Raw genomic sequence first — 22334 nt, 5'->3', positions numbered from 1 at the left:
ACGATTGTCAGACTTGCACTCATTTATCTCGGAATCTATCAAGTCGCTTAATCCTGATTTGGATGGTGGCGAGCGCAACTGGCGAAAGAGTTTGGCGACGAAGCACTCTTTGAATTTGGTCGTCAATCATTGACAGCAGGCTTAAACAAATTTCTCGCTCAAGTTGGAGATCTCGCTTGATGTGCTGGAGAAATGAAATTCTTCGCGTAATCATGTATCCTCCGCCCACACTAAACAATAGAGCCATCACAATCAAGATGATCTGCGACGGAATTGTGTATTGAGCGAGTTGAAAGCCGCCGAGGAGCGCCGAGATAGCTGCCATCATTGAGATTACTGAGCCGACCGTCGTCACGGAAAATAGTAGCCAGAGTTGCGACCGCCCTTTTTCAAGTTCTGTTTCGAGTGCATCTTTACTAGCCGTCGTTTGCTCAGCGAGTGCAATAAGTTCATCAAGCTCGCTTTCGGGAGATGGAGCGAGACCGCCGGCGCTCACTTATGCATCTCCGAAACGACTGCTACAGTCTCGACGAATTCCCGCAAGATTTCCACTTGCTCTTGCTTCTTTAGTCCGGAATCAATTGTCGCACCGTTCCAGTTAAAGGCTGTTTCAAACGCGCAGGCCTGAAGCACGTAGATAGGAAAATTGTTTTGCCCTACCTCGTTTTGAAATTCCCTTAGCACTTTACTAAATGCGCCCTGCCCGCTCGGATGATAGAAGCGTAGAGCCTCATCCCGGCGATCGGCAAACAAATCAACTTTATTCACTGCAATCACCAACCATTTTGGCCGCCTGTGTCGGACATGCGCTTTGCGGACATCGGTCAATAGAGCTGTTAAGGTTTGAATTTCACTATCAAGGTTGGCGGCCCTCAATTTTTCCACCGTATCTAACCCATCATTTTTTATCAAAGCTTCAGCCACAACAGGATTTCGGGGATGAACATATCCGAAATTGACAACATGAATAACCCCTTCGAGCTCTTCATTTCCTTCGAAAGCCTCAATCTCTCCATGCGTCCTGTATCCAGTCTGGCCGGGTAGAACGCGGACCAATTTTGCCCACTCGCCCAGTGAAATTGCATCGACCTCAACCATTCGAGATTCGCGAGGTAATTCTTCCGCTATCCAATCCCTCGCTCTTCCATGCATTTGAGCGACCAGAATGGACTTCCCCCCATTTGCGTGCCCAGTGACCACCACCTGAGTTCGTCCAACGTCCAAATAAGCCTTCGTACGTGTCCAATATTTTTGGATCGAATGCCGTTTATCGTATCCCTGCTTGCCGAGGCGAATCACCAAACTTGCTGCGGTTGTCCACTCCATCACGAGCCCTCTAAAAGTTCTTGAGGCATCTTAGCTTCATGGGCGTCCCATCGACTATGTCGCTTGGAGCTTTCCTGCTCTGAAGCGGTTGGAGGGAGGCCACAGCGCCGGTGACATCCGTTGTGGCGAGACATGCCGCACGCAAACAGACACCCCTTAACAGATGTCGCACTCCAGCGGCCCGGCCCTCCAAAGTGGGCTCGCGCGCGCTCAAGAGCGTACTCAGCATGGAGCAGCCCCGTCGGGCGACGGAGGGCGCTGCCAAATATCCAGTGTTTTTGCCCCCACTTTTGCTCAATTTATAGGCACTTATAGGGGATCAGTCCGATGGAATTGTTTGGCAGTCGAGATGCGAAATCACAGCATCCATGCGGCGTAACGGCCCGAACCGCCTTCCGACTGTTAATCCGTAGGTCCCTGGTTCGAGCCCAGGTCGAGGAGCCAAAATAAGCCGCAAGGCCTCTGGATGCCCCGCCACTCAAAAGGTGACGGGGCATTTCCTTTTGGGGCACACCGGCTACATGGGCTGTGCCAGCCTGGAGTTCCACTCCTCCACGAAACGAGCGGCGCGAAACTTCATACATTCGAGTGCGGCTTCACAAGTCGGCTGCTGGGTCACCACCAGTACGCAGCACTGCGTGAATTCGTGCCGAAGTTCGGCCCGTCCGGCATAGACACCCTCGGTCGTGAGCTCGAGTTCCACCGAGCAACTCCAGCCCTCCGGCAGATCGAAATCCATCAGGGATGCGGTCATGGTTGCGAAAGCATAGGCTGCAGTCTGCGCGGATGAAATCCCTCATGAGTACCCTCTTTGCGCCTTCTGCGGCGGCATCGAACCGGCTGAGGCCTATGTCGGACGTGGAATCGATAGGACGCGCCGATCAGGGTATCTTCCGGACCGGATGGGTGAACGGGGTACAGGCTCGCACCGATCCAGGTCGAAGCCCGGGCGACGGCGTGTCGCCCGATTTCCCCTTGAATCGGGAGATGCAACTTGGCGTATGCGCTTTTCACCCAGATCCTGGCATCGCGGTTGCCGATGCAGTTCTCCAGTCCGTCCGAAATAGACCGGCTCAAGGACCTGCGAGACGCCGGGTACATCAAGGTCGCGTTCTCACCGCCACACAGCGCCATGCCGCTCTGCGCGACAGTGAGCGAGATCACCAACCTGGGCCGCGCTGCCGCCCGCTACTTTGGATCGGCTTAGGCATCGGACGTAGTGACATCGCGAAAACCCGAAAAGAGGGTATATCCCAGACCCAAAGTCAGGCCTCGGGCAGCCAACGCCGCGTACATTACCGCCAACGTCTATCAGCGCGGTGCATGCACTTGAACTCTTTACTCTTGGTTGCGCTTCTGCTTCTTGCAAGCGGTTTGTTTTGGTGGTGGACCTTTGGAAGCGGCTTTTTCGCCGTGATCGTCGTCGTCGTGCTTGGGCTGGGTGCCGTGTTGTATCTGGCGGTCCGCGGAGACAGGACGATCAAGGACGAACTCGATGCGCAGGTCCCCGACAACGACGCCGGCAGCAAAGAGCTGTAAGCGCAGCCAGGCTCCCCTCTGACCCAGGGAACCGGCCGGGCATCTTGCGCTGGTGGCGGCGCGGCTCGACAAGGCCGCGAGCGTTAGCTTCAGCGCAAGGCAAACGCCAGGGTGACGGCGCCCAGCGCCAGCAACGCGAGTCCGGCGATGAAGACCATCTCGCCCCAGGCCTCCAGCCGAACGCCTGATCTGCGCGACCGCATCGAGATAAAGGACAGCAGCGCGCTGGCCAGGAAGACCAGTGCGTCGATGGCCAGCATGCGGTCGATGAGCAGCCGCAGGTCGTCGCGCGGGCCCAGGTGGCCGATCGACATCACCGTCATGCACACGCCGATCATGGTGGCCGAGGTGGGCAGGATGTGCGCCGAAAGGCCACCGGTCGATGAGGTCACGTTTCTTCCGGGCGCCTGGGACGGGATCTCATCCAATCCGCACCGGCACGAAGATCTTGTCTTCGCCGCGCTGGATCAGGAGCGCCACCGACTTGTCGGCCTTGGCCACCACCTCGCGTACCTGCTCCAGGGTCTTGGCGGGCGTGCCGTTGATGGCCAGCAGCACGTCGCCAGCCTGCACCCCGGCCAGGGCCGATGGTCCCGCAACGTCTTCGATCAGCAGGCCGTTCTCGATCGCGGCTTCGCGCTTTTCCTGCGGCTGCAGGGGCCGCAGCGCCAGGCCGAGCTTGCCCTGGCCCGCGGCACTGTCGTTCTTTGCGACCTGCGTGGGCTTGTCGCTCGCATCACCCAGCTTGGCGGAAATCTCCTGGCGCTCGCCCTGGCGCCACACTTCGAGCGTCACCTTCTTGCCCGGCGTCTGCTGGCCGATCACCGCAGGCAGATCGCCCGACGAGACGATGGGCTCGCTGTCGACCTTGCGGATCACGTCGCCCGCTTTCAGGCCGGCCTTGTCGCCAGGGCCGCCCTTCTCGATGTTCGAGACCAGCGCGCCCTCGGGCTTGTCGAGCTTGAAGGAGTCGGCAAAGGCCTGGTTCACCTCCTGCACCGCCACGCCAAGACGCGCATGCGTAGCCTTGCCGGTCGCGACGATCTGATCCTTCACCTGCACCGCCACGTCGATCGGAATGGCGAACGACACGCCCTGGTAGCCGCCGCTGCGGCTGTAGATCTGCGAGTTGATGCCGACCACCTCGCCGCGCGTGTTGAGCAGCGGCCCGCCCGAGTTGCCGGGGTTCACCGCCACGTCGGTCTGGATGAACGGCACGTAGCTGTCGTCCGGCAGCGAACGGCCCTTGGCGCTCACCACGCCGGCAGTGACCGTGTTCTCGAATCCGAACGGGGAGCCGATGGCCAGCACCCATTCGCCGACCTTCAGGTCCTTGGTGTTGCCCAGCGCCAGCGTGGGCAGGTTCTTGGCATCGATCTTGAGCACCGCGATGTCGGTCTTGGCGTCGGCGCCGAGCACCTTCGCGCGGTATTCGCGCCGGTCGGTCAGCTTGACCGTGACCTCCTTCGCGTCTTTGACCACGTGCGCGTTGGTCATGATGAGGCCGTCCGGGCTCACGATGAAGCCCGAGCCCTGCGCCCGCACCGGGACGTCGCGCTGCTGGGCGCGCGGGCCCATCTGGCCCTGGAAGCGGCGGAAGAACTGGAACATCGGATCATCGGGGTCGATGCCCTGCATCTCGGCCGCTTCGGCGTCCGATGCCTTCGCGGTGCCAGTCACGCTGATGTTGACGACCGCGGGGCCATCGCGCAAGGTGATGGTCGAGAAGTCGGGCAGCGTCACCATCGCGGCGGGCGCCACGCTCGCGGCGTTGGTTGGGGCGTTCACGGCACGGGCACTGGTGTAGGCGCCGGCACCGACGGCACCGATCACCCCGGCGGTCGCCAAGGCGACGACCAGGGCATGCGGAGAAGTGAGGCGGGTGTTCATTCTGGCTTTCCTTTCAATGCGTCTGTACGCAAATACGATGAAAGGAATGTCGGTGCGCTGGCTTAAGCGCGGCTTAAACAGCAGCCAGTGCTCGAAACAAGTTCAGGCCTTCGAGGTAAAGCGCACCAGCACTCGTAACCCGCCCAGGCTCGGAGACGCGGCAAGCGTCACCGTGGCACCGTGCAGGTCGGCAATCGACTTGACGATCGCGAGACCGAGCCCGCTTCCGGGTGCCTGCGGCTCGCCCGAGCGATAGAAGCGATCGAGCACGCGCGCGCGCTCTTCCTCGGGCAGTCCGGGCCCGCTGTCGTCCACGCTGAGTTCAACCGCTGAACCGTTCATCGCGATACCGACGTCGACGCGCCCTTGTTCTGGCGTGTACTTGACGGCGTTGTCGATCAGGTTGCGCAGCAGCATGCGCAGCGCCTCGGGCTGGCCGTTCACCACGGCCCCGGCGTCGGCATGCGAAACCCCGACGTCGATGCCCCGGGCCTGCGCGGCCGCGACCGCATCCGAAATGGCCAGGCGCGCCACCTCGGCAAGGTCGACCGGCTGCGGTTTGGCGCCGGCGGCCATGCTGGCCTCGTGCCGGGCCAGCGCCAGCATCTGTTCGACCAGCCGCGTGGCGCGGTCGATGCCCGCGACCAGCCGGCTCACCGCCAGATCGCGGGCGGCGGCATCGGGCGCGCGCTGCAAGCCCTGCACCTGGAGTTTCAGCGCGGCGAGCGGCGAGCGCAGCTCGTGCGCCGCATCGGCCACGAAGTGCTTCTGCGCATCGAAGGCATGGCGCACCCGATCGAACAGAAGATTGAGCTCCTGCACCAGCGGGCGCACCTCGTCGGGCAAGCCTTCCTCGCTCACGGCGGAAAGATCGTCGGCCTGCCGCGATGCGACCTGCGTGCGCACGCGTGCCACGGGCGCGAGTGAAAGGCTCACCACCCACCAGACGATGAGCATGAGCAGCGGCGCCATCAACGCCACCGGTGCAATGGTGCGCAGGGCCAGCGACCGGGCCATGCTGCGGCGCGCCGCCATGTCCTGCGCTACTTGAATGACCAGCCCGCTCGTCTGCATCGAGAACACGCGGTAGGTGGTGCCGCGCGCACGCACGTCGGCAAAGCCCAGCACCGCCAGCTGCGGCAACGCCGCCTGCTCGGCGGATTCGAAGATGCGCACGCCGTCGGCGGTCCACACCTGCACCACGAAATCGAAGTTCTGCTCACCGCTGCCGATGCCGCCGACCGCTGCACTCGGCGGCAGCCCGGCACGCAGAGAGAGCGCCATCTGCTGCATGTGATAGTCGAAGATGTCGTCGGCCTCTTTCAACACCGTGCGGTAGGCCACCAGCGCCTGAGCGCCGGCGGCAAGCACGATGGCCGCAAGCAGGAACCACAGCAGGCGCGCGCGCAGCGACCCGGTCAGCGCGCGCATCATGCCTTCGGCACCATGTAGCCTACGCCGCGCACGTTGCGGATCAGTTCCGCCCCGAGCTTCTTGCGCAGGCCGTGCACATAGACCTCGACGGCATTGCTGCTGATTTCGTCCTTCCAGCTGTAGAGCTTTTCCTCCAGCTGGGCACGCGACAGCACCATGCCGGGCCGCGCGATCAGCGGCTCGAGCACTGCCCATTCGCGCGCCGACAGCACCACCGGCTGCCCGCCCACCATGACCTCCCGCGTGGCGGGATTGATGCTCACGCCCATGTGCTCGTACACGGGCTCGGCGCGCCCGGCGGCTCGGCGCAGCAAGGCGCGGATGCGGGCCAGCAGTTCGTCCAGGTCGTAGGGCTTGAGCACGTAGTCGTCGGCGCCCGCATCGAGCCCTTCGATGCGCTGCTGCACCGAGTCTCGTGCGGTGGCAATCAGCACGGGCATGCGCTGCTTGCGGGCACGCAGGTTGCGCAGCACCTCCAGGCCGTCGCGGCGCGGCACGCCCAGGTCGAGCAGCACCAGGTCGTACTGCTGGGTGCGCAATGCGGACTCGGCTGCATCACCGTCTTTCACCCAGTCCACGGCGTACTGCTCGGCCCGCAGCAGGTCGAGCACGGCTTCGCCGATCATCACGTCGTCTTCGAGAAGCAGGAGTCGCATGGTTGTGGTGTGCGTGCGTTTTCGGGGTTCGAGGCAGCGGCAGCGCGGAAGTTCAGATCACAGTAGCGACCTGACCTCGCGCGCCGCCTCGAAGAGCAGCGGCAGCATCTCGCGCTGGAGCATCTCTTCCTGGTAGCGCGTGCCCGAGAGCACCACGTTCAGCGCAGCCACCGTGTGGCCCTGCATGTCGCGCAGCGGCACCGCGAGCGCCTGCACGCCGAGCTCGTGCTCTTCGCTGGCAAAGCAGTAGTCGTTCTTGCGCACACGGGACACCAGCTGGCGCAGGCTGCGCGCCTGGGTGGTGGTGTTGGGCGTGAGCCGCGCGAGATGGCGTCCCTTGAGCCACTGCGTGAGCTGGGCCGGCGCCATGGCCGCGAGCAGCACCCGCCCGGTCGAGGTGGCGTGCGCCGGCAGGCGGGCGCCAAGGTGCAGGCCGTACGCCAACACGCGGGTCGGTGTGCCGTAGCTGCCGCTGCGCGCAATGATGACCACCTCTTCGCCGTCCAGCACCACGGCCGAGAACGACTCCCCCGTTTGTGCCGCAAGCCGGTTGAGCGTGGGTTGCAGCGCACGCGGCAGGCGTGACGACGCCAGGTAGCTGCCCGAGAAGCGCAGCACCTTGGGCGCCATCCAGAAATAGCTGCCGTCGGTCTCCAGGTAGCCCAGGTGGGCCAGCGTGAGCAGGTGCCGACGGGCGGCGGCGCGTGTGAGTCCCGCGCGTTCGGCCGCCAGGGTGGCGTTGAGCCGCTGGCGCTCGGTGTCGAAGCTTTCGAGCACGGCCATTCCCTTGGCAATGCCCTCGATGAAGTCGGCTTTGGCGATGGTCATCCGGTCAAGGTACGAAGTGTTGCGCGATCATCGCGCAGCCACTCGCATGATCGCACAGTGCCTCGCAAAGCGCTGCGCCAGGCTGCCCCGAACGCCCTACGCTTGCGAAAACCTCAACGGAGACACGAACATGCGAACACAGGTCGCGATCATCGGCGCGGGCCCGGCCGGCCTGCTTCTCGGGCAGCTGCTTTTCAAGGCGGGCATCGACAACATCATCGTGGAGCGCCAGAGCGGCGACTACGTGCTGGGGCGCATCCGCGCAGGCGTGCTCGAGCAGGTCACCATGGATCTGCTGGCGCGCGCCGGCGTCGATGCGCGCGCCAAGGCCGAAGGGCTGCCGCACGAAGGCATCGAGCTGCTGTTCAAGGGAGCGCGGCACCGCATCGACCTGCATGGCCTCACGGGCGGGAAGCAGGTCACCGTGTATGGCCAGACCGAGGTGACACGCGACCTGATGGAGGCGCGCTCGGCCGAAGGACTCACGACCATCTACAGCGCGGCCAATGTCAGCCTTCACGGCTTCGACTCGGCGCGCCCTCGCGTGCGCTATGAAAAAGACGGCCAGACGCACGAGATCGAGTGCGACTTCATCGCCGGCTGCGACGGCTACCACGGCGTGAGCCGCGCCAGCGTGCCGGAAGGCGCCATCCAGACCTACGAGAAGATCTACCCCTTCGGCTGGCTGGGCGTGCTGGCCGACGTGCCGCCGGTGTCGCACGAACTCATCTACGCCAACACCGAGCGCGGGTTTGCGCTGTGCAGCATGCGCAGCGCCACGCGCAGCCGTTACTACGTGCAGGTGCCGACCGAAGAGCGGGTGGACAACTGGAGCGACGAGGCCTTCTGGAACGAACTTCGCGCGCGGCTCGACCCCGAGGCGCGCGAGCGGCTGGTAACCGGTCCTTCGCTCGAGAAAAGCATTGCGCCGCTGCGCAGCTTCGTCGCCGAGCCGATGCGTTTCGGCTCGCTGTTCCTGGCCGGCGATGCCGCGCACATCGTGCCGCCGACCGGTGCCAAGGGACTCAACCTTGCAACGGCCGACGTGGGCTACCTGTCGCGCGCGTTCGAGATCTTCTACGCCGAAAAATCGTCCTCCGCGCTCGACCGGTATTCGGACCTCTGCCTGCGCCGGGTTTGGAAGGCCGAGCGCTTTTCGTGGTGGTTTACCTCGCTGATGCACCGCTTTCCGGAGACCGGCGCGTTTGGCCAGAAGATCCAGGAAGCCGAACTCGACTACCTCGTGCATTCGCACGCCGCCTCCACCTCGCTGGCGGAGAACTACGTGGGCCTGCCGCTCGAAGATTTCTAGCTGGCCGGCGGCGCGGGGCTTTTTTGCTCGAGCGTCTTCTTCATCGCGACGCCGCCCTCGTCCATCATCGATCCGATGTAGGCGGCGAACTTGTCGGGCAGCACATCGGTGATCCAGACAAAACGCGAACGGCCCGCGCCGTGGGCAAACACCTGGGCTGACGCATGGTGGTGGCTGGCCTTGCCGTCGGTGACGGTGTAGGCCAGGCGGCGGTTCATATCGTCGATGCCCACGAGCAATTCGCGCGCCACCAGGCCGTTGGCAAAACTCACGATGCGGGCGTCCTGACCATCCAGCTTGCAGTCGGTCAGAAAGCCGGGCGCGAGACGCGTGCGAACGGCGCCGAAATCGCGCAGCGCATCCCAGACTGCGTCGGCATCGGCTTCGACGATGAATTCCTTGTAGATCGTTGCCATGGTTGTGCGCCTCAGAGAAGCGACGCCGGTGCGGCTTCATGGAAGCGCCGGCTCGCGGCGGCGAGTTCTTTGACTTTCAGTCCGATGTGGTCGTACATTGCGATGACTTTCTGCTTGATGAATGAATCAGGCGGTCATCATTGAACAGGGCTGCCAGGCGGTCTTGGAAAATCTTGCGGTCGCCCTTGGCGGCCTGGCGGAAGCCGCGCGGCGACACGCCGGCCGCACGATGAAATGTGCGAACGAAGTTGCTCAGGTCGGCAAAGCCCACGTCGAACGCCACGTCGGTCACGGGCCGGTCGTCGTCCGCCAGCAGGCGCGCCGCGTGGCGCAGCCGGGAGCGGACCAGGTACTGGTGCGGCGTGACGCCGAGCACCTGCGAGAACAGTCGCAGAAAATGGAAGGCGCTCAGGCCGGCCTCGGACGCCGCGCCTTCAAGGCCGATGTCGTCGTGCGAGTGCGCATCGATCCATAGGGCGGCGTCCACCGCGCGGCGTCTGTCGCGCGGCGCGGCCGGCTGGGGTGCCGGCTTGCTGCGCCCGCTCGCCACCTCGACGAAACGGCTGGCAAACCACATGCCGAGCTCGTCCAGGCCGATATCGGTCTGGCCCTCGATGGCAACCTGCGCGAGTTCGCCCAGCACCATGAGTTCAGGCAGCGGCGGCAGCCCCGCGGTGCGCCAGGTCCGCTGGTCGCCGCCGATCAGGTCGACGAAGCCGGGCGACAGGTGGAACGCCAGGCATTCGTCGCCGCAGACATGGTGGTCGTGGGTGCAGACGTATTCGTCGCCGGGGCAGCCCACCAGTACCGAACCGGCCACCAATTCATAGGCGTTGCCACGCGTCCGCAAGCCGAAGCTCCCCTTTCGCACGTACGACACGGAGTAGTCGACGTGCATCTCGGTGAACGGCTGCGCCTCGGGACCCGCATCGCAGCGGTAGCTGGACACGCGGATGGGTTCGGTCTGCAGTTCGGTGGTGACGAGCATTCCAATTCACCTGCGGCGAACGCCCCAAGCTTCAGTCCACAGTGTGCATGGCCTGCCATACCCGAGACGGGCTCAGCGGCATGTGCAAGCGCGGCGCGCCCTTCGCAAGGCCGTTGCGGGCGAAGGCGTCGGCCACGGCGTTGACGATGGCTGGCGTGGCTCCGATGGTGCCCAGCTCGCCCACGCCTTTCACGCCCAGCGGGTTGTTGGTGCACGGCGTCGACTCGTCCATTTCCATATGGAACATGGTCTCGACGATGTCCGCGCGCGGTGCGGCGTAGTCCATCAGGCTGCCGGTGACCGGTTGGCCTGTTTCCTTGTCGTACACCACCTGCTCGTACAGCGCCTGCCCGATACCCTGCACCGCGCCGCCTTCGAGCTGTCCGCGCACAATCATCGGATTGACCACCCGGCCCACGTCGTTGACCGAGCTGTAGGCCACTACGCTGATTTCGCCCGTCGGCGGATCGAGTTCGATCTCGCAGATGTGGCAGCCGTTGGGCCAGGTCGGGCCCGCCACGGTGCTTGTGGAGTCGACAAAAATTTCGCGCTCGGGCTGCTTGCCCGCCAGTTCGAACAGGTCGAGCTCGAGGTCGGTGCCGGCCACGGAGAACACGCCGCGGCTGTAGGTCAGGTCGTCGGCGGACGCCTCGAACTCCTCGGCCGCGAGTTCGCGTGCCTTGTCGATGGTGCGTTCGGCGCCGATGCGCACCGCCGAACCGCCGGTGAACAGCGAGCGGGAACCGGCGCTGCCGAAACCGTCGCCGCGGTCCGTGTCGCCGAGCACCACGCGCACCTTCTCGATCGGCACGCCGAAGGCATCGACCGCCAGCTGGGCGAGCGAGGTGGCAATACCCTGCCCCATGGCGTTGACCGCGGAGAACACTTCGATGACGCCGTCTGCCTGCACGGAGACCGTGACCCGCTCCTCGAACACATTGCCGCCGGTCCACTCGAGAAAGGTGGCAATGCCCAGGCCGCGGTGCTTGCCCTGCCGGGCGGACTCGGCCGCGCGGCCCTCGAAGCCGTTCCAGTCGGCCAGGGCCAGCGCCTGGTCCATCACCGACTCGAACTTGCCCGTGTCGTAGGTCTGCGCCATCGGGTTGGTGTAGGGCATCTGCTCGGGGCGGATGAAGTTGCGGCGGCGCAGTGCGACGCGATCGATACCGGTCTGGCGCGCGGCCTCGTCCATCAACCGCTCGATGGTGAAAATCGCCTCGGGCCGGCCCGCGCCGCGATAGGCACCGGTTGGCGCGGTATTGGTGAGCACCGCCTTGAAATGGAAGTCGATGGTCTGGATGTCGTAGACGCTGGTCTGCACCCAGGGGCCGATCAGGAGCTGGATCGCGACGCCGGTGCCCGTGGCATAGGCACCGACGTTGGCAAGCGTTTTGATGCGCAGCGCAAGAATCTTTCCATCGGCATCGAGCGCGAGTTCGGCCTTGGCCTCGATGTCCCGGCCATGTGCGCTCGAAAGAAACTCCTCGCTGCGGTCGGCGACCCATTTCACGGGGCGCTTCACTTGCAGTGCGGCATAGGCCACCGCGATGTCTTCGGGATAGGCACCAGTCTTCATGCCGAAGCCGCCGCCCACGTCGCCCACGACCACGCGCACCTTCTCCTTGGGCAGGCCGATGGCGGCGCAGATCGAATCACGCACACCCGAGGGCATCTGGGTGCTCATGCGGATAGTGAGGCGTTCGGACCCGTCCTCATGCGCGGCGAGCACCGAGCGCGGCTCGATGGTGAGCGCCACGACGCGCTGGTTGACCACGTCGAGCGCCACCACGTGTTTCGCCTTGGCAAAGGCGGCCGTTGCGGCGTCGCTGCTGCCGTGGCGCATTTCGGCGGCAATGTTGCCCGTGGCTTCCTCGCACAGCAACGGCGCGCCGTCGGCGGTGGCGCTTGTGAGATCGACCACCATGGGAAGTTCTTCGTAGTCGACCACCACGGCTTCGGCGGCATCGCGGGCCTGCTGGACCGTTTCGGCCACCACTGCAGCCACCGCCTCGCCCACGAAGCGGGTTCTTTCGTGCGCCAAGGCAAGCCGCGGAGAGCTCGCGGCATCGCTGCCGTCGGCCCGCCGGAAGCCTGCAGCGCCCGGCATCGGCTTGACGCCGGCCTCGGCCATTTCGGCGCCGGTGACCACGCGCAGCACGCCCGGCATGGCTGCCGCAGCAGAGACGTCGATCGAGACGATGCGCGCGTGCGGATAGGGAGACCGGAGGAACACCAGATGTGTCTGGCCGGGAAGCGTGACGTCGTCCGTGTAACGGCCTCGGCCGGCAAGCAGGCTCTCGTCCTCGAGGCGGCGCACTGCATGGCCGCTGCCGAAACGCGTGGGATTGGATTCAGTAGTCAACGTGGTCCTCTTGGGCTGACCATCCGCCAGGCAACGCTCGCCTTGCGGGTCCGATGGAGAGCAAATGGAAGCAGCACTATATGGGCTCTTGGATATTCCTGTGCGCTTCACAGGCGGAGCCGGTGGGTTGCAGGGCCCAGTCGTTTGTCATCTCGCCGGAGAACGGCCATTTTCTGCAACGTGGATGAAGCGCGCCGCGAAGCCGTGTATACCTATGGCCATGCAACAACTGCCCTGGCTCGAACCCGGCGACGCGCTGCCCGACCCCGCATCCGCCTGGGGCGACGCCGACCCCGTCCCCGGCCTCCTTGCCGCCGGTGGGGCGCTCGATGTGGATACGCTGGTGCAGGCCTACAGCCGCTGCGTGTTCCCTTGGTTCAGCGAAGACCAGCCGATTCTCTGGTGGAGCCCGGACCCGCGCATGGTGCTCCAGGTGGCCGAATTCAAGCTCCACAGGTCCCTGCGCAAGACACTCGCCCGCTTCGCGCAGACGCCCGGCTGCGAAGTGCGTATCGACCGCGATTTCTCGGCGGTCATCAAGGCTTGCTCGCAATCGCCGCGCACCGGCCAGTCGGGCACCTGGATCGTCCCGGACATGGTGAACGCCTACATGGCGCTGCATCGGGCCGGCCATGCGCACAGCGTGGAAACCTGGATCGACGGAGAGCTTGCGGGCGGTCTCTATTGCGTCGGGCTCGGCCGTGCGGTGTTCGGCGAATCGATGTTCACGCGCCGCCCGGACGCCTCGAAGATTGCGCTGGCGGCCCTGGTCTGCCTGTGCCGGCGCTTCCAGGTGCGAATGATCGACTGCCAGCAGAACACCTCCCACCTGGCGAGCCTGGGGGCCCGGGAGATGTCGCGCGCGAGCTTCGTGGCGCACGTGGCCAAGGCACGCGAACAGGAGGGCCCACAGTGGCATTTCGAGCCCGTATACTGGACAGAACTCCTTTCCACGCGGCCTTCTGAATTGACGTGACGCACCTCAAGGATCTCCCGCTTCACACGCTGCAGTTCTACGCGACGGCGCCCTATCCCTGCAGCTACCTGCCCGATCGTCAGGCCCGGTCGCAGGTGGCCACGCCCAGCCACCTGATTCACAACGACGCCTACTCCGACCTCGTGCTCAGCGGATTCCGGCGCAGTGGAATGTTCACCTACAGGCCTTACTGCGACGGGTGCCGCGCCTGTATTCCGCTGCGCGTGCAGGTCAACAGCTTCCGGCCCAGCCGCAGCCAGCGCCGCGCCGTGAAGCAGCACAAGGAACTGCAGGCCCGTGTGCTCAAGCTGTGCTTCGTTCCCGAGCACTACCAGCTCTATCTCCGCTACCAGAACGGCCGCCACGCCGGCGGCGGCATGGATCACGACAGCATCGACCAATACACGCAGTTCCTGCTGCAGAGCCGGGTCAACTCCAGGCTGGTCGAGTTCCGCGAGACATTGCCCGATGGCAGCGCCGGTGCGCTCCGGATGGTGTCGATCCTGGACGTGCTGAACGACGGCATCTCGGCGGTCTATACCTTCTACGAGCCGGGGAGCCGCGAAGCGCCGGGCCGCCCCAAGCAAGCGGACGCCTCCCTCGGGGGGCAGCGAGAGCACGCAGTGCCGAGCGTGGGGGCCTCGTCCACTGGCTATGGCACGTACAGCGTGCTCTGGCAGATTGAACAAGCCCGCAAGCTGGGCTTGCCGCACGTCTACCTGGGCTACTGGATCGAAGGCAGCGCCAAGATGAACTACAAGGCGCGTTTCAGTCCCCACGAACTGCTGATCGACGGACGCTGGCAAGCACCGACCGATTTCACAAGGTAAAATGGCGCCCGGTCCACACCGCATCGCGCCATGAGAAAAACCCAATCCGACGTTCCTGCCGTTCCAGTCATCCAGGTGATCGAGCGCATGTTCGCGCTGATCGACGTGCTCGCCTCGCGCGAGGAAGCCATATCGCTGAAGGAAATCAGCGAAAAGACCGGCCTGCACCCCTCCACCACGCACCGCATCCTCAACGACCTGGCGGTCGGCCGCTTCGTCGACCGGCCCGAGGCCGGCAGCTACCGGCTCGGCATGCGGTTGCTGGAGCTGGGCAACCTCGTCAAGGGGCGGCTCAACGTGCGCGATGCCGCGCTGGGGCCGATGCGCGAGCTGCACAAGCTCACGCAGCAGCCGGTCAACCTCAGCATGCGACAGGGTGACGAAATCGTCTATATCGAGCGCTCGTACAGCGAGCGTTCGGGCATGCAGGTGGTGCGCGCCATCGGCGGCCGCGCAGCCCTTCACCTGACCTCGACCGGCAAGCTGTTCCTCGCTGCGGACGATCCGCAGCGCGTGCGCAGCTATGCCACCCGAACCGGCCTGGCGGGACACACGCGCAACAGCATCACGCAGCTGCCGGCGCTGGAGCGCGAATTGTCGAAGGCACGCCAGTACGGCATTGCGCGCGACAACGAAGAGCTGGAGCTGGGGGTGCGCTGCATGGCCGCCGGCATCTACGACGATCAGGGCAAGCTGGTGGCGGGATTGTCGATTTCGGCGCCCGCGGACCGGCTGGACGAAGGATGGCTGCCCAAGCTGCAGGCCACGGCCAACGAAATCTCGGGAGCGCTCGGCTACAAGGACGCCGCCGCGGCGGCGTCCAGAGCGTCTGCGGCGGACGGCGGCGGATCTTCTTCAGCCACGGCCTGACCCAAGGCCTGTGCCGTGTACGGTCGGCCAGCCCTTTTCTTTTCAGGGGCTGGTGTCAGATCAGACCAACCCTTTTCAGGGCCGGTGTCAGATCAGCCAGCGACCTGGTAGGTGGGAGCGCGCGACGCGGCGGCCGGCGAGCCCGTCGAGGCATGCGTGGCCTCGACCCAACGTCGCACCCGCTCCGCATCGGCAATACGGCTGAACTTGCCGGCCGAATCCAGGAACACCATGATCAACTTGCGCCCGGCCACCTTGGCCTGCATCACGAGGCACTGGCCGGCTTCGGAGATGTAGCCCGTCTTCTGCACGCCGATTTCCCAATCGGGGCTCTTCACGAGACGGTTGGTGGTGTTGAACTGCAGCACGCGGTTGCCAACCTCGACCTGGTACTCAGGCGAAGTCGACAGCGAGCGCACCGTGGCGTCGGAATAGGCGGCATTGACGAGCAGCGCCAGGTCTTGCGCGCTCGACTGGTTACGGCTCGACAGGCCCGTAGGCTCCACGTAGCGCGTGTCTTTCATACCGAGCATCTTGGCCTTGGCATTCATGATGCTAACGAAGGTTGCAAGGCCACCGGGATAGGTGCGGCCCAGTGCGTGCGCCGCGCGGTTCTCGCTCGACATCAACGCAAGATGCAAAAGCTCGCCGCGGGGCAGCGTGGTGCCGACCGTCAGGCGCGAGCGGCTGCCCTTCTCGGTGTCGACGTCGTCCTGTGTGATGGTGATCAGCTCGTCGTTCGGAAGGCGCGCTTCGCTGATCAGCAGGCCGGTCATCAGCTTGGTGAGCGATGCAATCGGGAGCACCGCATGGTCGTTCTTGCTGAACAGCACTTCATGCGTGTCCTGGTCGATGACCAGTGCAACGCTCGACTTCAGGTCGAGCACGTCGTCGGTTCCGTGCAGGCCGGCCAACTGGCCGAAGGACTGGCGCGCGGGCGTTTCGACGCGAACCACCGAACGGCGTTGCACGGCGACCACGGTCCGGCCGTTTTTCTGTCGAATGGAGGCCACCACGTTGCGGCCACCGCGAACGACTTTCTCGCTACGTTCGGCTCCGGCGCCACGCGACGCCTTGGCAGTTTTCTTGACCTCCACCGGCACCGGACCCGCGGCCTTCTTGGCCAGCGAGGTCTTGGCGACAGCTGTTTTTTCCTTCTTGGCGGCCTGGGCTCCGGACAGCAAAAACGCCGTGGCGCAGAACGCGACGGCGACAAATTTGACTGCGGGCAGGAACCGCTGGCTGGAAACTCGGCGGAGACGGGCTTCAGGCATTTATTAATCTCCAGCGGCGAAAATGAGAACCGCAGTGTATCCAAATCAAAAAAGGCACGCAATATCAGTTACTTGCATCCCTTTCTTAACTTAGGATGGTCAGTAAACCTAACCCTGTGCCGCCACTCTCTCAGCTTGGCTCTGGAGCTTGTTGAGCGCACTCAAATAAGCCTTGGCTGATGCGACCACGATGTCGGGGTCCGCACCCACTCCATTCACCACCCGCCCTGCATTTTGTAACCGAACTGTAACTTCTCCTTGGCTTTCTGTCGAGCCACTGATCGCATTAACCGAGTAAAGCACCATTTCGGCGCCGCTCTTGACATGCGATTCGATCGCCTTCAGGGAAGCATCAACCGGGCCATTGCCATCGGACTCGCCGGTGACTTCCTTGCCCTGGACGGTGAAAACAACCTTTGCATGGGGGCGTTCGCCGGTTTCGCTGTGCTGGGAAAGAGAAACAAAAGCAAACTGTTCGTTAACGTGCGAATGCTCTTCCGCGCTGACGAGCGCAAGGATGTCTTCGTCGAAAATTTCGGACTTGCGATCGGCCAGTTCCTTGAAGCGCAGGAAGGCGGCATTGACGTCGCCTTCGCTCTCCATGGTCACGCCGAGGTCCTGCAGGCGCTGCTTGAAGGCGTTCCGTCCACTGAGCTTGCCCAGCACGATCTTGTTGGCGCTCCAGCCCACGTCTTCGGCCCGCATGATCTCGTAGGTGTCGCGCGCCTTGAGCACGCCGTCCTGGTGAATGCCAGAGGCGTGCGCGAAGGCATTGGCGCCCACCACGGCCTTGTTTGGCTGCACCACGAAGCCGGTGGTCTGGCTCACCAGGCGGCTCGCGGCCACGATGTGCTGGGTGTCGATGTTGAGGTTGAGGCCGAAGTAATCTCTGCGGGTCTTCACGGCCATTACGACCTCCTCGAGCGAGCAATTGCCCGCGCGCTCGCCCAGTCCGTTGATCGTGCACTCGACCTGGCGCGCGCCGCCGATCTTCACGCCGGCGAGCGAGTTGGCCACCGCCATGCCAAGGTCGTTGTGGCAATGCACCGACCAGATTGCCTTGTCGCTGTTGGGCACGCGCTCGCGCAGCATCTTGATGAAGTTGCCGTAGAGCTCCGGAATGGCGTAGCCCACGGTGTCGGGCACGTTGATGGTGGTGGCCCCCTCGTTGATCACGGTCTCGAGCACTCGGCAGAGAAAATCGGGGTCGCTGCGGTAGCCGTCTTCGGGGCTGAACTCGACGTCGGCAACGAGGTTGCGCGCAAAGCGCACGGCAAGCCTCGCCTGCTCGTGCACCTCATCCGGCGACATGCGCAGCTTCTTTTCCATGTGGAGCGGCGACGTGGCAATGAATGTGTGGATGCGTCCGCGCGCCGCGCCCTTCAGAGCCTCGGCCGCACGCGAAATGTCGCGGTCGTTCGCGCGCGACAAACCGCACACGGTCGAATCCTTGATGGCATCGGCAATGGCCTTCACGGCCTCGAAATCGCCGTTCGAGCTGGCCGGAAAGCCGGCCTCGATCACGTCCACCTTGAGCCGTTCGAGCTGCTTGGCGATGCGCATCTTCTCGTCGCGCGTCATCGAAGCGCCGGGCGATTGCTCGCCGTCGCGCAAGGTAGTGTCGAAAATAATGAGTTGGTCGGTCATCGTGGACTCCTTTGTTCCTTTAATCGTTTCGCACCTTGCGCGGATGGCGGCGTACTGCGTCAGGCGAGCTCAACCACCGATTGTGCGCTGTGCGCGCCGCGGGTCCGTGCGCGCTGTACGCCCGAGACAATGGCTTTGAGCGACGCCGAGATCACGTCCGCGTCGATGCCGACGCCGAACAGCGTCTGAGCCTCGTCCACGCGCAGTTCGAGGTACGCGACCGACTTGGCATCGGCGCCCGCGCCGATGGCGTGCTGGTGGTAATCCATCACGCGCACTGTGTGGCCGGTGGCCTGGCTCAGCGCCTGCGTGAAGGCATCGATCGGACCGTTGCCACGGCCTTCGATGGCGCGAATTTCGCCGTCCCAGGGCAGGTCACCGCGCAGCACGACGGAAGCATTGACGCCCTCGCCTTCTTCCTGGAGTACGCGGTGCTGCAATGCATGCGCGGCTTCGAGGCCGTATTCGCGCACGAACAGCTGCCAGAGATCGGCGGCGGTGAGTTCCTTGCCGGCCACGTCCATCACGCGCTGCACGGTCTGCATGAACTCCATTTGCAGGCGGCGCGGCATTTCGATGCCATATTCGCTCTCGAGCAGGTAGGCCATGCCGCCCTTGCCCGACTGGCTGTTGACGCGGATCACGGCTTCATAGCTGCGGCCCACGTCCTTCGGATCGATGGGCAGGTAGGGCATGTCCCAGATATCGCCGTCCTTGCGGGCTGCAAAGGCCTTCTTGATCGCGTCCTGGTGCGAGCCGGAGAACGAGGTGTAGACCAGGTCGCCGACATACGGGTGACGCGGATGCACCGGGATCTGGTTGCAGTGCTCGACGGTCGCGCGGATCTCGTCGATGTTCGAAAAGTCGAGTTCCGGCGAGACGCCTTGGGTGTAGAGATTGAGCGCGACGTTCACGAGGTCGAGGTTGCCGGTGCGCTCGCCGTTGCCGAAGAGGCAGCCTTCGATGCGCTCGGCGCCGGCCATCAAGGCGAGTTCACCGGCGGCCGTGCCGGTGCCGCGGTCGTTGTGCGGATGCACGCAAAGCACGATGGAATCGCGGCGCGCGAGGTTGCGATGCATCCACTCGATCATGTCGGCAAAGATGTTCGGCGTGGAATGCTCGACCGTGGTGGGCAGGTTGACGATGCACTTGTGCCCGGGCGTCGGCGCCCAGACTTCGGTCACCGCGTCGACCACGCGCTTGGAGAACACGACGTCGGTGCCCGAGAACATTTCGGGCGAATACTGGAAGGTCCACTTCGTGGCCGGCTGCTTGGCGGCAAAGTCGTTGAACATGCGCGCATGGCTACTGGCAAGCTCGACGATCTGGTCTTCATCCATGCCGAGCACCACGCGGCGCATCACCGGGGCCACGGCGTTGTAGAGGTGAACGATGGCGCGCGGTGCGCCCTGCAGCGATTCGAAGGTGCGTGCAATGAGGTGGTCGCGCGCCTGCGTCAAAACCTGGATCGTCACGTCGTCGGGAATGCGGTCTTCCTCGATCAGCTTGCGCACGAAATCGAATTCGATTTGCGAAGCGGAAGGAAAGCCGACTTCGATTTCCTTGAAGCCGATGGCCACGAGCGTCTCGAACATGCGCATCTTGCGGGCGATGTCCATCGGCTCGACCAGCGCCTGGTTGCCATCGCGCAGGTCGGTCGACAGCCAGATCGGGGCCTTGGTCAGCACGGCATCGGGCCAGGTGCGGTCCTTGAGGCCGATCGGGGCGAATGCGCGGTATTTGGCTTGAGGTTGCTTGAGCATGTCGATTTCTCTGGATGGTTGGTAATCAACCAGCAACCCCAAAAACAAACGGCCCGTTGCTGGTGCGAACGGGCCGTGGTGAGGGATTTGCGCGTGCGCTACCGTCTCCGCCCGTGAGGGAGGGCTAGTAGGGCCAGCAGCGAAATCTTGGTCATGAGGATTGCGAATGTAGCACAAGCCGGGCTCAGTTATGCAAGCCCCGCTCGTCCGGCTCTTCGGTCGAGGTGCTGATCACGCTCGCCTGCTGGCCCTTGGCCTTGCGCCAGGCGTAGACCACGTAGCCGCTCAGGCCATAGGCCACGAAGAGGCCGAACAGCACCGTGGGCGGATGGATGTTGATGACCGCGATGCCGAGCGCGATCAGCACGATCACCACGAAAGGCACGCTCTTTTTCATCTGCACGTCCTTGAAGCTGTAGAACGGCGCATTGGTGACCATCGAAAGTCCGGCATAGAGCGTGAACCCGAAGGTGATCCAGGTGATCTGCGTCCACGAGAGATACAGCACCTCGCCACCCCGTTTGCCCCATTCGGTCATGAGCCAGATGAAGCCGGCCACCAGCGCGGCCGCGGCCGGCGAAGGAAGCCCCTGGAACCACCGCTTGTCGACCACGCCGGTATTGACGTTGAAGCGCGCGAGCCGCAGCGCCGCGCAGGCGCAGTACACGAAGGCTGCGATCCAGCCCCAGCGGCCGAGGCCCTTGAGCGACCATTCATAGGCGATGAGCGCCGGTGCGGCGCCGAACGACACCATGTCGGACAGCGAATCCATCTGCTCGCCGAACGCGCTTTGCGTGTTGGTCATGCGGGCCACGCGGCCGTCGAGGCTGTCCAGAATCATGGCGGCAAAAACGCCGAGCGCCGCGAGATCGAAGCGTGCGTTCATGGCCATCACGACCGAATAGAAGCCGCCGAACAGCGCAGCGAGCGTGAACAGGTTCGGCAGTATGTAGATGCCCTTGCGGCGCTTGCGCGGCGGCACCTCGTCGGGAACCGTGTCGTCATGCATTGAGTTTGCCTCCGTCCCTCGTGGACACTGCGCGAACGGCTACCCGCCCGATAGCGTCTTGATCTGTAAATCGCATGGGTTCGCAGTGTAGTTCAGGGGTGGTTCGTCCCCATCATGAAAAAGGCCACCCCAGCGGGTGGCCCTCGTGAAACGGGCGCCGCGGCGCCCCCTTCGTGGTGGATCAGTTGCGGGTCTGGTCGACCAGCTTGTTCTTCTTGATCCAGGGCATCATCGCGCGCAGCTTTTCGCCGACGACTTCGATCTGGTGCTCGGAGTTCAGGCGGCGGCGGCTGATCAGCGTCGGTGCGCCGGCAGCGTTCTCGAGCACGAAGCTCTTGGCGTATTCGCCGGTCTGAATGTCCTTGAGCACTTGCTTCATGACCTTCTTGGTCTCTTCGGTCACGATGCGCGGGCCCGTGACGTACTCGCCGTATTCGGCGTTGTTCGAGATCGAGTAGTTCATGTTGGCGATGCCGCCTTCATAGATCAGATCGACGATCAGCTTGAGCTCGTGCAGGCATTCGAAGTACGCCATTTCGGGCGCGTAGCCGGCTTCCACCAGCGTTTCGAAACCGGCCTTGATCAGCTCGACCGTGCCGCCGCACAGAACCGCTTGTTCGCCGAACAGGTCGGTTTCGGTTTCTTCGCGGAAGTTGGTCTCGATGATGCCGGCCTTGCCGCCGCCGTTGGCGGTGGCGTAGCTCAGCGCGAGGTCACGCGCCTTGCCGGTCTTGTCCTGGTGCACGGCCACGAGGTGGGGCACGCCGCCGCCTTGCGTGTAGGTGCTGCGCACGGTGTGGCCCGGGGCCTTGGGAGCCACCATCCAGACGTCGAGGTCGGCGCGCGGTTGCACGAAGCCGTAGTGCACGTTGAAGCCGTGTGCGAAGACGAGCGAAGCGCCTTCCTTGATGTTCGGGGCCACGTCGTTCTTGTAGACGTTGGCGATCTGCTCGTCGGGCAGCAGGATCATGACCACGTCGGCGGCCTTCACTGCGTCGGCCACTTCGGCGACCTTGAGGCCGGCCTTCTCGACCTTGGGCCACGAAGCGCCGCCCTTGCGCAGGCCGACCACGACCTTGACGCCGCTGTCGTTCAGGTTCTGCGCGTGTGCGTGACCTTGCGAACCGTAACCGATGATTGCGACCGTCTTGCCCTTGATCAGGCTCAGATCCGCGTCCTTGTCGTAATAAACCTTCATGTCGATGCTCCTTCGT

General features: G+C 64.0%; 22 protein-coding genes. 6 read left to right on the top strand and 16 right to left on the bottom strand.

Annotation, left to right across the window (positions count from 1 at the left end; translation table 11 throughout):
• Positions 1-19: 19 nt before the first annotated feature.
• The 3 genes from BLR24_RS30430 to BLR24_RS17550 all read right to left on the bottom strand — a co-directional run bounded on the left by BLR24_RS30430 (position 20) and on the right by BLR24_RS17550 (position 2080).
• Positions 20-496 carry a hypothetical protein gene (locus BLR24_RS30430; protein ID WP_139188771.1) on the bottom strand — a complete coding sequence of 159 codons (477 nt, stop codon included), beginning with the start codon at positions 494-496 and terminating at the stop codon, positions 20-22.
• A complete protein-coding gene (locus BLR24_RS30425; protein ID WP_139188770.1) occupies positions 493-1326 on the bottom strand; it encodes a hypothetical protein in 834 nt (277 codons plus the stop codon). The genes BLR24_RS30430 and BLR24_RS30425 overlap by 4 nt, the downstream gene beginning before the upstream one ends.
• 517 nt (positions 1327-1843) lie before the next feature.
• Positions 1844-2080, bottom strand: a complete 237-nt coding sequence (locus BLR24_RS17550; RefSeq protein ID WP_093019155.1) for a hypothetical protein — start codon at positions 2078-2080, stop codon at positions 1844-1846.
• A gap of 240 nt (positions 2081-2320) precedes the next feature.
• Here BLR24_RS17550 and BLR24_RS17545 point away from each other — a divergent pair, with 240 nt between their 5' ends.
• Together BLR24_RS17545 and BLR24_RS17540 are read left to right on the top strand one after the other, a co-directional pair.
• Positions 2321-2533: a hypothetical protein gene (locus BLR24_RS17545; protein WP_254787400.1), complete on the top strand. Its 213-nt coding sequence runs from the start codon at positions 2321-2323 to the stop codon at positions 2531-2533.
• Between the two features lie 116 nt (positions 2534-2649).
• The gene (locus BLR24_RS17540) at positions 2650-2865 is read left to right on the top strand and encodes a hypothetical protein (RefSeq protein ID WP_093019153.1); all 216 of its coding nucleotides are present in this window, start codon (positions 2650-2652) and stop codon (positions 2863-2865) included.
• 89 nt (positions 2866-2954) lie between these two features.
• Here BLR24_RS17540 and BLR24_RS17535 read toward each other — a convergent pair whose 3' ends face one another.
• The 5 genes from BLR24_RS17535 to BLR24_RS17515 all read right to left on the bottom strand — a co-directional run bounded on the left by BLR24_RS17535 (position 2955) and on the right by BLR24_RS17515 (position 7673).
• Positions 2955-3257: a hypothetical protein gene (locus BLR24_RS17535; RefSeq protein WP_093019151.1), complete on the bottom strand. Its 303-nt coding sequence runs from the start codon at positions 3255-3257 to the stop codon at positions 2955-2957.
• Positions 3258-3285: 28 nt separating this feature from the next.
• Positions 3286-4755: a DegQ family serine endoprotease gene (locus tag BLR24_RS17530; RefSeq protein ID WP_093019149.1), complete on the bottom strand. Its 1470-nt coding sequence runs from the start codon at positions 4753-4755 to the stop codon at positions 3286-3288.
• Between the two features lie 102 nt (positions 4756-4857).
• On the bottom strand, positions 4858-6189 hold the full coding sequence (locus BLR24_RS17525) for an ATP-binding protein (protein ID WP_093019147.1): 1332 nt from the start codon (positions 6187-6189) through the stop codon (positions 4858-4860).
• Complete coding sequence (locus BLR24_RS17520; protein WP_093019145.1) at positions 6186-6845, bottom strand: response regulator; 660 nt, start codon at positions 6843-6845, stop codon at positions 6186-6188. Before BLR24_RS17520 ends, BLR24_RS17525 begins: the two co-directional genes overlap by 4 nt.
• A gap of 57 nt (positions 6846-6902) precedes the next feature.
• A complete protein-coding gene (locus BLR24_RS17515) occupies positions 6903-7673 on the bottom strand; it encodes an IclR family transcriptional regulator domain-containing protein (protein WP_093019143.1) in 771 nt (256 codons plus the stop codon).
• A gap of 130 nt (positions 7674-7803) precedes the next feature.
• Between BLR24_RS17515 and pobA the strand changes: the two genes are divergently transcribed.
• The gene (gene pobA, locus BLR24_RS17510; RefSeq protein ID WP_093019580.1) at positions 7804-8985 is read left to right on the top strand and encodes a 4-hydroxybenzoate 3-monooxygenase; all 1182 of its coding nucleotides are present in this window, start codon (positions 7804-7806) and stop codon (positions 8983-8985) included.
• On the opposite strand, the gene BLR24_RS17505 is transcribed toward pobA, so the two are convergent.
• From BLR24_RS17505 to BLR24_RS17495, 3 genes are all read right to left on the bottom strand, one after another.
• A complete protein-coding gene (locus BLR24_RS17505) occupies positions 8982-9401 on the bottom strand; it encodes an SRPBCC family protein (protein ID WP_093019141.1) in 420 nt (139 codons plus the stop codon). The genes pobA and BLR24_RS17505 overlap by 4 nt on opposite strands.
• A gap of 76 nt (positions 9402-9477) precedes the next feature.
• Positions 9478-10389: a helix-turn-helix domain-containing protein gene (locus BLR24_RS17500; protein ID WP_093019139.1), complete on the bottom strand. Its 912-nt coding sequence runs from the start codon at positions 10387-10389 to the stop codon at positions 9478-9480.
• A 31-nt stretch (positions 10390-10420) separates the two neighbouring features.
• Positions 10421-12751 (bottom strand): xanthine dehydrogenase family protein molybdopterin-binding subunit, encoded by a 2331-nt coding sequence (locus BLR24_RS17495; RefSeq protein ID WP_093019137.1) that lies wholly within the window; start codon positions 12749-12751, stop codon positions 10421-10423.
• 220 nt (positions 12752-12971) lie between these two features.
• On the opposite strand from BLR24_RS17495, the gene aat reads away from it, so the two are divergent.
• Genes aat through BLR24_RS17480 form a run of 3 tightly spaced genes read left to right on the top strand, consistent with a single transcriptional unit; the run spans position 12972 to position 15427 of the window.
• On the top strand, positions 12972-13727 hold the full coding sequence (aat, locus tag BLR24_RS17490; protein WP_093019578.1) for a leucyl/phenylalanyl-tRNA--protein transferase: 756 nt from the start codon (positions 12972-12974) through the stop codon (positions 13725-13727).
• Entirely contained in the window at positions 13724-14557 is an 834-nt protein-coding gene (locus BLR24_RS17485) for an arginyltransferase (protein ID WP_093019135.1), read from the top strand. The genes aat and BLR24_RS17485 overlap by 4 nt, the downstream gene beginning before the upstream one ends.
• Before the next feature lie 30 nt (positions 14558-14587).
• On the top strand, positions 14588-15427 hold the full coding sequence (locus BLR24_RS17480; protein ID WP_093019133.1) for an IclR family transcriptional regulator: 840 nt from the start codon (positions 14588-14590) through the stop codon (positions 15425-15427).
• Between the two features lie 92 nt (positions 15428-15519).
• Here the strand turns inward: BLR24_RS17480 and BLR24_RS17475 are convergent, their stop codons facing one another.
• From BLR24_RS17475 to ilvC, 5 genes are all read right to left on the bottom strand, one after another.
• Positions 15520-16701 (bottom strand): serine hydrolase, encoded by a 1182-nt coding sequence (locus tag BLR24_RS17475; protein WP_093019131.1) that lies wholly within the window; start codon positions 16699-16701, stop codon positions 15520-15522.
• A gap of 108 nt (positions 16702-16809) precedes the next feature.
• Positions 16810-18348, bottom strand: a complete 1539-nt coding sequence (locus BLR24_RS17470; protein ID WP_093019129.1) for a 2-isopropylmalate synthase — start codon at positions 18346-18348, stop codon at positions 16810-16812.
• Between the two features lie 59 nt (positions 18349-18407).
• Complete coding sequence (gene leuA / locus BLR24_RS17465; RefSeq protein WP_093019127.1) at positions 18408-20111, bottom strand: 2-isopropylmalate synthase; 1704 nt, start codon at positions 20109-20111, stop codon at positions 18408-18410.
• Between the two features lie 184 nt (positions 20112-20295).
• Positions 20296-21120 carry a CDP-diacylglycerol--serine O-phosphatidyltransferase gene (gene pssA, locus BLR24_RS17460; RefSeq protein WP_093019125.1) on the bottom strand — a complete coding sequence of 275 codons (825 nt, stop codon included), beginning with the start codon at positions 21118-21120 and terminating at the stop codon, positions 20296-20298.
• A 181-nt stretch (positions 21121-21301) separates the two neighbouring features.
• Positions 21302-22318 (bottom strand): ketol-acid reductoisomerase, encoded by a 1017-nt coding sequence (gene ilvC, locus BLR24_RS17455; protein ID WP_093019123.1) that lies wholly within the window; start codon positions 22316-22318, stop codon positions 21302-21304.
• Between the last annotated feature and the right edge of the window lie 16 nt (positions 22319-22334).

The sequence above is a fragment of the Variovorax sp. OV700 genome (genome assembly GCF_900099805.1).
Taxonomy (GTDB): Bacteria; Pseudomonadota; Gammaproteobacteria; order Burkholderiales; family Burkholderiaceae_C; genus Variovorax.
Note: the sequence above shows the minus strand (reverse complement) of the source record. Positions and strands in the feature narration are given on the sequence as shown.

Coding starts and splice junctions, on each gene's coding strand:
- BLR24_RS17515 (WP_093019143.1), bottom strand. CDS start 7,673: ATGACCATCGCCAAAGCCGACTTCATCGAGGGCATTGCCAAGGGAATG.
- pobA (WP_093019580.1), top strand. CDS start 7,804: ATGCGAACACAGGTCGCGATCATCGGCGCGGGCCCGGCCGGCCTGCTT.
- BLR24_RS17525 (WP_093019147.1), bottom strand. CDS start 6,189: ATGATGCGCGCGCTGACCGGGTCGCTGCGCGCGCGCCTGCTGTGGTTC.
- BLR24_RS17470 (WP_093019129.1), bottom strand. CDS start 18,348: ATGACCGACCAACTCATTATTTTCGACACTACCTTGCGCGACGGCGAG.
- BLR24_RS17540 (WP_093019153.1), top strand. CDS start 2,650: ATGCACTTGAACTCTTTACTCTTGGTTGCGCTTCTGCTTCTTGCAAGC.
- BLR24_RS17475 (WP_093019131.1), bottom strand. CDS start 16,701: ATGCCTGAAGCCCGTCTCCGCCGAGTTTCCAGCCAGCGGTTCCTGCCC.
- BLR24_RS17480 (WP_093019133.1), top strand. CDS start 14,588: ATGAGAAAAACCCAATCCGACGTTCCTGCCGTTCCAGTCATCCAGGTG.
- BLR24_RS17550 (WP_093019155.1), bottom strand. CDS start 2,080: ATGACCGCATCCCTGATGGATTTCGATCTGCCGGAGGGCTGGAGTTGC.
- BLR24_RS17500 (WP_093019139.1), bottom strand. CDS start 10,389: ATGCTCGTCACCACCGAACTGCAGACCGAACCCATCCGCGTGTCCAGC.
- aat (WP_093019578.1), top strand. CDS start 12,972: ATGCAACAACTGCCCTGGCTCGAACCCGGCGACGCGCTGCCCGACCCC.
- BLR24_RS17520 (WP_093019145.1), bottom strand. CDS start 6,845: ATGCGACTCCTGCTTCTCGAAGACGACGTGATGATCGGCGAAGCCGTG.
- ilvC (WP_093019123.1), bottom strand. CDS start 22,318: ATGAAGGTTTATTACGACAAGGACGCGGATCTGAGCCTGATCAAGGGC.
- leuA (WP_093019127.1), bottom strand. CDS start 20,111: ATGCTCAAGCAACCTCAAGCCAAATACCGCGCATTCGCCCCGATCGGC.
- BLR24_RS17530 (WP_093019149.1), bottom strand. CDS start 4,755: ATGAACACCCGCCTCACTTCTCCGCATGCCCTGGTCGTCGCCTTGGCG.
- BLR24_RS30425 (WP_139188770.1), bottom strand. CDS start 1,326: ATGGAGTGGACAACCGCAGCAAGTTTGGTGATTCGCCTCGGCAAGCAG.
- BLR24_RS17505 (WP_093019141.1), bottom strand. CDS start 9,401: ATGGCAACGATCTACAAGGAATTCATCGTCGAAGCCGATGCCGACGCA.
- pssA (WP_093019125.1), bottom strand. CDS start 21,120: ATGCATGACGACACGGTTCCCGACGAGGTGCCGCCGCGCAAGCGCCGC.